The sequence below is a fragment of the Ruegeria sp. SCP11 genome (assembly GCF_040329455.1).
GTDB classification, from domain to species: Bacteria; Pseudomonadota; Alphaproteobacteria; order Rhodobacterales; family Rhodobacteraceae; genus Ruegeria; species Ruegeria atlantica_E.
This window is the reverse complement of sequence record NZ_JBDZYG010000057.1, coordinates 1-397: the sequence shown is the minus strand read 5'-3', so window position 1 is coordinate 397 and position 397 is coordinate 1. Positions and strand designations below refer to the sequence as shown.

General features: G+C 55.9%; 2 pseudogenes. One reads left to right on the top strand and one right to left on the bottom strand.

Annotated elements, in window-relative coordinates:
• Positions 1-127: pseudogene (locus tag ABLN94_RS24605) on the top strand (IS6 family transposase); the annotation flags it as partial.
• Positions 128-220: 93 nt separating this feature from the next.
• On the opposite strand, the pseudogene ABLN94_RS24600 reads toward ABLN94_RS24605, so the two are convergent.
• Positions 221-397: pseudogene (locus ABLN94_RS24600) on the bottom strand (integrase); the annotation flags it as partial.

Sequence of the window (397 nt, the reverse complement as noted above, 5' to 3'; positions counted from 1 at the left end):
ATTCGCCGCCGTCCACTCCTCCGTCTACAACCACTTTAACCAGGAGCGATCTCTCACCAGCCGAGGCACCTTCAAGCTGACACGCGCCGCTGCTCTCGCCGAGTGGCGCGAGCTTGGCGTGGGATAAAGGACAGCTCTACTGGCCTAGTTGAGACTAGTTCGAATTTGTCTGACAGCACCGTGTCCGGTTTGGGCCGCCTACGAAGGCGACCCCTTGGCACTAAATCTCAATGGCTTCGGCGTTGGCCAAGGCATCCTCTAGTTCGACGCCGAGATACTGGACTGGACTGTCCATCTTGGTATGACCTAGTAAGAGCTGGACCGCTCTGAGGTTGCCGGTTTTCTTGTAGATTTGGGTGACTTTCGTGCGCCTCATTGAATGGGTTCCATATGCACT